This is a genomic window from Embleya sp. NPDC005971 (genome assembly GCF_040629175.1).
Lineage (GTDB): Bacteria > Actinomycetota > Actinomycetes > Streptomycetales > Streptomycetaceae > Embleya.
The window spans coordinates 123273-131251 of sequence record NZ_JBEXUX010000026.1; the positions used below are offsets into that span (position 1 = coordinate 123273).

General features: G+C 70.9%; 7 protein-coding genes. 4 read left to right on the top strand and 3 right to left on the bottom strand.

Translation table 11 applies throughout. The features are described from left to right. The first annotated feature begins 4 nt into the window (after window positions 1-4). Entirely contained in the window at window positions 5-565 is a 561-nt protein-coding gene (locus tag ABZ374_RS23455) for a TetR family transcriptional regulator (protein ID WP_360314069.1), read from the top strand. A gap of 179 nt (window positions 566-744) precedes the next feature. On the opposite strand, the gene ABZ374_RS23460 is transcribed toward ABZ374_RS23455, so the two are convergent. Together ABZ374_RS23460 and ABZ374_RS23465 are read right to left on the bottom strand one after the other, a co-directional pair. Next, entirely contained in the window at window positions 745-1284 is a 540-nt protein-coding gene (locus ABZ374_RS23460; protein WP_360314071.1) for a hypothetical protein, read from the bottom strand. 298 nt (window positions 1285-1582) lie between these two features. Then, window positions 1583-2239: a TetR-like C-terminal domain-containing protein gene (locus tag ABZ374_RS23465; protein WP_360314073.1), complete on the bottom strand. Its 657-nt coding sequence runs from the start codon at window positions 2237-2239 to the stop codon at window positions 1583-1585. 168 nt (window positions 2240-2407) lie between these two features. On the opposite strand from ABZ374_RS23465, the gene ABZ374_RS23470 reads away from it, so the two are divergent. From ABZ374_RS23470 to ABZ374_RS23480, 3 genes are all read left to right on the top strand, one after another. Beyond that, a complete protein-coding gene (locus ABZ374_RS23470; protein ID WP_360314075.1) occupies window positions 2408-4036 on the top strand; it encodes an MFS transporter in 1629 nt (542 codons plus the stop codon). Window positions 4037-4213: 177 nt separating this feature from the next. Beyond that, window positions 4214-5386: a saccharopine dehydrogenase NADP-binding domain-containing protein gene (locus ABZ374_RS23475; protein ID WP_360314077.1), complete on the top strand. Its 1173-nt coding sequence runs from the start codon at window positions 4214-4216 to the stop codon at window positions 5384-5386. A gap of 365 nt (window positions 5387-5751) precedes the next feature. Next, entirely contained in the window at window positions 5752-6972 is a 1221-nt protein-coding gene (locus tag ABZ374_RS23480) for an FAD-binding oxidoreductase (protein ID WP_360314079.1), read from the top strand. Window positions 6973-7166: 194 nt separating this feature from the next. Here the strand turns inward: ABZ374_RS23480 and ABZ374_RS23485 are convergent, their stop codons facing one another. Then, complete coding sequence (locus ABZ374_RS23485) at window positions 7167-7658, bottom strand: hypothetical protein (protein ID WP_360314081.1); 492 nt, start codon at window positions 7656-7658, stop codon at window positions 7167-7169. Between the last annotated feature and the right edge of the window lie 321 nt (window positions 7659-7979).

The following is a 7979-nucleotide window of genomic DNA, read 5'->3' on the forward strand; positions in this document are numbered from 1 at the left end:
ACACATGATTTCGCGCAATGCGGCCGCCACCAGGCAGCGGATCCTGGAGCACGCACAACGCCTGTTCGCCCAGCACGGGTACGCGGCGATCACGGTCAAAGGCGTGGCCGACGCGGCCGGTGTGTCGCCCAACCTGATCACGCGCTATTTCGGCGGCAAGGACGGTCTTTTCCTGGCGGCGACCAGGGTGGAGATCCCGGTCTCCGACTCCTTCGAGGGCGACCGTTCCGCGCTGGGTTCGCGCCTCGCGGCGAGCATCGCCCAGCGCTGGTTCGGTGCATCCGGGGAGGACCCGCTGCTCGTCCTGCAACGTGCGTCCGGCGAACGCCCGCAGGCGGCGGAGGCGCTGGCTGCCTTCCTCGACACGCACTCGCTGGAGCCCCTGCACCGCTACCTGCGCGAGAGCGGCCTGGACGACACGGAGGCCCGCAGCCGAGCCGCGGCGATCGACGCCTTCGTGCTCGGCGTCTCGACCCGCCGCCGGGTGCTGCGTTGCGAACTCGGCGACCCCGCCGACCTCCAGACCTGGCTGAGCACCACCATCCAACGCCTCGCCGACGGGTGACGCACGACGACAAGAAGTACCGGGATCGACTTTGCGTTCGTCGGTTCGGCTCAGGTGCGTCCGGCGGTGCCGCCGCCGTAGCGGGCGTTGATCGACTCCATCGCGATGGTGGTGCCGATGATGGTGCGGATCTCGCGGTCGACGCGCGGAAGGGCACCATCGGCCGCGACCGGCGCGGTTCAGTTGATGGTGAGTGTGGCGATGCTGTCGATCCTGGACACGGTGCCGAGGCCGAGTGTGCACGCGAGGACGGCGGTCGAGGGTGCGACGAGTTGATAGACGACGGTGTCGCCGGTGAACAGGCCGGAGGTGACGGTGCCGGTCACCGTGGTGGTGAGTGCGGCGGCGGCGAGGTTGACGGTGCGGGTTCCGGTGACGGTGGTGGTCGCGCCGGTGTTCCAGGTGAAGCTGATGGTGGTGGGAGCGGTGTTGAGGAGGGTGAGGCACGAGTAGGACGGGATGGTGACGCTGTGCACCGTGACGGGAGCGGAGTTGATGGCGGGCACGCTCAGGGACGTGCACGTGTTCAGGTCGCGGGTGATCGTCACGGTGGTGCTTGTGGGTGTGAGGCCGAGCGGCGGCGAGTACGTCGAGGAGTCGCTGCTGGGCACCGTGCACAGGGCGTCTCCCACGGTCGCCTGGGCCGTGGGTGCGGCCGTGATCGATGCCGAGGCCAATGCCAGGACGCTCAACGCGCCGATGAGCGGGTTCCGCTTCATGGGCGGGCCCCCTTCCAGAGACTGTGAGCGTCTCAAGGCCCGCCGTCGTCGACCAGCGGTCATTCGGCCATAAGTTCCCACCGCTCTCGTACCGTTGGACCACGCCCGCCCATGGGCGGTGACGACCACGCTGCCCCACGGCCGTGTCCGCGCGGGACAGGGCCGCCCGCGTCGCCCGGCCGACGAGATCGGGGCGGCCTGGGACGCCCGAGAGGGCGACGGCCGGATCCCGCCAGTCGGCGTTCGGCGCGGCCGACCACCGGGGTCTGCCCGGTGACGGGGTGGTCACCTCGCTGTGTCAGCGCCTCGTCGCGCGCAGGACCAGGTCGACCAGGGCGTCGACTTCGGCACCGGTGGATGCGCGCCCGAGCAGCAGTGGAGCCAGGACGAGTTGGCTGACCAGCAGGTTCACGACCGCTTCCGGCGTGCACGTGGGGTCGATCTCGCCGCGGGCCGCCGCACGGGTGACGACCGCGCGCCAGGATTCCTGGATCGGTTCGAAGTGTTCGAGGATCAACGTGCTCAGTTCGGGATTGCGGCGGCCGGCGATGATCGCGCTCGTACTGACCTCGACGGGGCCGGCGAAGAAGGCCGCGAGGCGGTCGGCGAGCAGGCGCAGGTCTTTCGCCCACGAACCCGTGTCGGGCACTTCGACCGCGCCGGAGTGCGCGGCAAGGCCCTCCCGGACGAGGTCGTCGTAGGTGGGCCACCACCGATAGATCGTCTTCCGGTTGAGGTCGGCGCGCGCCGCGACCTCGCTGGGGCCGAAGTCCACCACGCCTTCCGCGAGTAGGTCGAGAACGGCCTGCGCGACGGCTCGGCGCACCTTCTCGCTCCGGCCGCCGGACCGCACCCGGCCGCGCGGCGCCGCGGCGCCCTCCGGAGCCGTCGCCGCGGGTTCGGCGGTACCCGCCGACGTGCGCCGCGCCTTCGGCCGTGTCGTCTCGCCGGTCATTCGAACTCCTAAAAGGGTCAGGCTGTTGACTTTAGCAGGTAGGGATAACACGATGACGTACGCGCCGCGGCGACCCCGCCGACGGACGCCGAATTTCCGGCGCTCACTCCGTGCCGCCCGCAGCCGGTCCGCGTTTTTGAACCCGTCATCGCTCTCGGGGAGTCCGCCATGCCCGCAAACCCGTCCGATTCCGAACCGGGCGCCAGACCTGCGGCCGTCCGCACCGCGCCGCCCGGCGGCGGCCGTCTCGACGGCGCCTCGCGCGCCCGTCTGTCGGCCGTCGTCGCCGTGGTGGTGCTGGTGACCGAAGTCGCGCCCCTGCAATACACGTTGGTCGCCACCGCCACCGAGCGCATCGGCCACTCCTTCCCGACCGTGGGCGCGGATCTGAGCTGGATGATCATCATCATCGGCCTCGTCGGCGGCGCGACCACGCCGATCCTGGGCAAACTCGCCGACATCCACGGCAAGAAGCTGCTGCTCCTCGGCTGTACCGTGCTCTTCCTCGCGGGCTCCGTGCTGTGCGCGCTCACATCGTCGTGGGCGTTGTTCCTCACCGGGCGCGCCCTACAGGCGACCTCGTTCGCCATCACTGCGATCGCCGCGAGCCTGCTGCGCGACATCCTGCCCCGCAGACACGTCACCGTCGCGGTCGGCGTCCTCGCCACCGGCATCGGCGTCTCCGCGCTGGCCTCGCCGTTCCTGGCGGGGGCGCTGTCGGACACGTGGGGCTGGCGGTCGATGTTCTGGTTCCTCGTCGTCTACACCGCGGCGCTGGTGCCGCTCCTGTGGGCGGTGGTCCCGGAAAGCACCGTACGCGTCCGGCAACGGCTCGACCTGATCGGCTCCGTACTGCTCGGCGCGGGCGCCGCCCTCATCCTCCTGTACGTCAGCGAGGGCGAGGACTGGGGTTGGAGCCGCCCGAGCGCGTGGGCTTACCTCGTCGCCGGACTCGTGCTCCTGGCGGCCTTCCCCGCGTGGGAACGCCGCACGTCCCACCCCATCATCGACCCCGCCCTGCTCCGCGCCCCGAAGGTGTCGATCGTCCTGGCGATCGGTCTGCTCGCCAACGTCATGATCGGCATCCAGAGCTATGCGATCGCCTACATGGCCCAGACCGACGCGGACGCGGTCGACGGCGGGGTACTGGCCGGCCTCGCCGCCGACCTGGGCGTGCCGATCGACAACATCGCGCCGAGCGTCGTCTTCCACGGAGACATCGGATACGCCCTCGGCTTCGGGCTGACCGCGCTCGCCGTCCACCTGATGACGTGGCAGACCATCCCGTCGATGCTCGCCGGACCCGCCGCGGGCGCGGTCGCCAAACGCACCGGGCTGCGGCTGCCCCTGCTGGTGTCCCTCGTGGCGATGGCCGCGTCGATGCTGCTGTACGGCTTCTTTCACGACTCGTGGCAGATGTTGCTGCCGGTCGGCGTGCTCTTCGGCCTCGCGTTCGGCCTCTACTACGGCTGCGACAACAACCTCGTCATCGAAGCCGTCCCGGAGGAACAACAGGGCGTCGCGGCCGGGATGCTCACCCTCGCCGAGTCGTTCGGTGCCGCGCTGGGCACGGCGGTGCTGACCGCGATCCTCGCCGCGCATCCCTACCGGGCGACGATGACCACCGAGGGCGGCGCACAGACGTTCGACATTCCCCAGGTGTACACGGATTCCGGCTGGACCACCGGATTCTTCGTGGCCGGCGCGGTCGGCTCGATCTGCGTGGTCCTCGCCGTCGTCATGAAATCCGGCCGCACCCCGGCCACCGGCGGGCAATCCGGGGCGACCGCCACCTGAGCCTCGCCGAGTCGGCGCCGGCGGCACGGCCGGCCCGAATCCGTCCACCGGAAGGCGCGCATCCGCACCCTCGGTGACGTCGCCGCACACCACGACCCGGGCCGGGACCACGCCCCACGGATGTCCCGGCCCCGCGCCCTGCGCGCACACCCGCACCACACGTCCACGGAGGACTCCATGAAGATCGTAATTCTCAGCAGCGGCGCGGTCGCGAGCCGCGTGGCCAAGCGCGCCGTCGCCTTCCCGGGCGTCGACGACCTGGTGGTCGCCGACCTCGACGCCGAGCGCGCACAAGCGCTCGCCGACCGCATCGGCGCGCGCGCCGCGCAGTTCGACGCCACCGACCCGGACAGCGTCACCGCCGTGGTCTCCGGCGCGGACGTGGTCTTCAACGGCGTCGGCCCCTTCTACCGCTTCGCGCTGCCGATCGTCGACGCGACGATCCGCGCCGGCGCGAACTACATCGACATCTGCGACGAGTACGACGTCGCCGAAGCCCTGGTCACCGACCCCCGGTACGACGAGCGTGCCAAGGCCGCCGGCGTCACCGTCCTCACCGGCTGCGGCGTCGCCCCGGGCACCACGAACCTGATGGCGCGCTGGGCCTGCGACGGCCTCGACCGCGCGGACGCCGTCCACGTCGTCATGGGCCTGCCGTTCGTCGCCAACCTCGGCCCGACCATCCTGGAGCACATGTTCCACTCGCTCAGCGGCGACGTCACCCAGTACCTCGACGGCGAATACCGCAAGGTCCCGGCATGGAGCAACCCGCGGCAGTTCCAACTGCTGGCACCGTACGGCCCCCGCGACTTCGGCTACTTCGGCCACGCCGAGCCGATCACCCTCCCGCGCTTCATCCCCGGCCTCAAGGAGGCCACCAGCGGCTTCACCTGGTGGCAACAGGCCGGCAACGACATCTACAAGACGCTCGGCGACCTCGGCCTCATGAGCGCGGAACGCGGCGAACTGCCCATGTCGCCCCAGGCGTACATCGCCCGCTACTTCAGCAGCACCGAGGGCGAACAGGCGGTGCAGACGGACGTGTCCGACGCCCCGATCGGCGCCGTCTTCCACATCCGCGCCGAGGGCGAGAAGGACGGCGCCCCCGCATCGGTCTCCATCGAGACCCACAGCGACATGTCCGACCCGGACAACGACGATTCCGCCGCCGACATCACGGCCATCCCCGCCGCGGCCTTCCTGCGCCGGCTCGTGGCCGGCGAGATCGACAGGACCGGCGTCCTCGCCCCGGAGGGGTGCGTCGACCCGGAACCCTTCCTGCGCGAGGTGCTCCCGCAGTTGGGCATCACGATGTACCGCACCGAGAACCGTACGGAGCGGGTGCTCTGAACCGGATCTCCGAGCCGTGTCCCGAACCGTGCCTTGAGCCGGAGCGTTGAGCCGGACCTTTGAGCCGGGCCGCAGCAGCGTCCCGCGCCGACGGCGGACCGGTCGGGGCATCCCGTCCCGGCCGACCGCCGTCGGCGCGGCGTCCGCCCCCCACACGGTCGGCGCCGCCGAGGCGTGCACGTCGCCATCGGCGAGGGCCGACACGGCGCCCGTCCGCTCGCCCACACCGGCGTTCACCTCGACGCGCGGGCGCCCGCCAAACCCGCCTCGACCACGGCGCGGACTTCCGCGATTCCCAAAACCCCGGATCCGCTCGTCGCACGAGTGACAGGTCCGAACCCATCGTCAGGAAAGCAGGGCAGTCCATGAGCGCATCCACGGACCGATTCGACGTCGCCGTCGTCGGTGCGGGGCCCATCGGCGCGGCCACCGCACGGCACCTCGCCGACCAAGGCGCCCGCACCGTGGTGATCGGCCCCGCGGAGCCCGCGACCCACATCGACCACGAGGGCGTCTGGGCCGGCCACTACGACCAGGGGCGCATGGGCCACGTCCTCGAGGTCCCCCTCGTCGCCGCGTTGCTCGCAAGCCGGTCCATCGACCGCTTCGCCGAACTCGCCGAGCGGACCGGCATCTCCTTCACCAAGCCCTCGCATTCGCTCGCCGTCATGCCGCGGAGCCTGCACGACCCGGACCTGTCCGAATGGTTCGACCTCGACCGGTTCGCAGGCAACGCCGCCGACGTCGGCCGCCCGGTGGAACGCCTCGACGAGGATCAACTCCGCGCGGCGTACCCGCGGTTGCGCTTCGAACCGGGGCACGTCGCGGTCGTGCAGCGCGACGCGTACATCGTCAACCCCCGCGACCTGACCGCCGCCGAACTCGCCGCCGCCACCGCGGCCGGGGCCACCCTCGTCCGCGACGAGGTCGTCTCGACAAGCATCGCGGGCACCGGCCGCCGCGTCACGGCACGCTCGGGCGCGACGTGGACCGCCGACACGGTCGTCCTGGCCACCGGCGCCTCCACCAACGCGGGCGGACTGCTCGACCGCAGGCTCGCGATGGACACGCTCGGCGCGACCGTCGTCCTCGTCGAAGCCCCCGACCCGGTCGCCGACGACATGCCCGCGATCATGTACCTCAAGCAGCGCGACGGCGAGATCCGCTACGGCGGCATCGTCATGTCCCCGCTGCGCTACCCCGACGGCCGCCGCTATCTCAAATGCTCCGGGGACAGCGTCCTCGCCAACCGGCTGACCTCGCGCGAAGACATCACGGCATGGATCCGAACAGGGGGCTCCACCGATGACATCGCCCCCTCCCTCGCGATGTTGCGCGACCTCCTCGCACCCGAGGCGTTCGCCGCCCTCGGCCCCGCGCACGTGCGTCCCTGCCTGGTCTCCGCCAACCACAGCGGCCACCCCTACCTCGACCACGCCGACGACAACCTCATCGTCGTCGTCGACGGCGACCGCGGCGTCATGGCCGCCGACGAACTCGGCCGCCTCACCGCCGGCTTCGCCCTCACCGCCCGCTGGACCGACGGCATTCCCCACCGACTCCTGCAAGCCGAATGGAGTTGCTGATCGTTTCGGAACGAGATCCGAGTCCGATGGGGTGCCGAGGTCGTTCCGGTTCGCTGCGGCCCGAGTCGTTCGTCAGGGTGAGCGGGAGGGTGGTTTGTGACCAGGGCCCACGCCGTCCATCTGGATTTCGCGCGCACTCCGGCCTTCTTGACGTGGGGGTCAGCGAGGTGGAGTCGCGCCGGGGGAGTAGTGGATCAGGCCCGGGGGTTCGCTGTGCCGAGGGTGGTCGCGGCCTCGCGGAGGGCCTCGCGGACGATCCCGGTCGGGGTGAGGTGGTCGCCGGCTGCGGGTGGCTGCAGCCACGTCACCATGGTGTCCTGGTCGCCGGTGGGCAGCACGACCCACGCGCCGACTCCCACCTGACGCGGGCCGCAGCGCAGTTCGACCTCGGGGACGGGGTCGTCGCGCTGAGGCGGCACCAGGAAGCCGATACGGCGCCACCGGTCGTCGAGGATCACCGGGCCGAGCGGCATGTCCCGCCCGCGCAGCAGTTGCAACGCCGCCAGGCCCAGGGGCATGTCGACCGTGATCACGTCGAAGGTGACGCCGGTGGCGGCCAGGCGTGGCCCCCATCCGAAGGCGTTGTGCAGGCCGGCTTGCCTCGATGGCGTGCTCGCCACGGTCGCCTCGTCGCCGGTGGCGCGGGAGGGGTCGACGAGGCCGCGGGTGACGACGGCGGTGGTCATGACGGGAACCTCGCGATCTGGGTCCGGAGGGAGGCCATATGTATCTACCTCACGATGATCATAAGATAATTATGAACCTTCGGGTCCTGAAGCGCCAGCCCCCTCCACGAGAAGATCCAACGGGAGTCCGCACGGCGACCGGGATCATTGATCGACGGCATCCCCACGTCGACAACGTTCCGGCCGGCTGACGCGGGCGCGGAGTACGTTCGGCGGTCGGCCCGTGTGCGGGCCGACCGCCAACATCAGCCCCGGGCGGGGAAAGGGGCGCGTGGATAAAGACGAGACCGTGCGATCGACGACCCCCGGGCGAGATAGGAA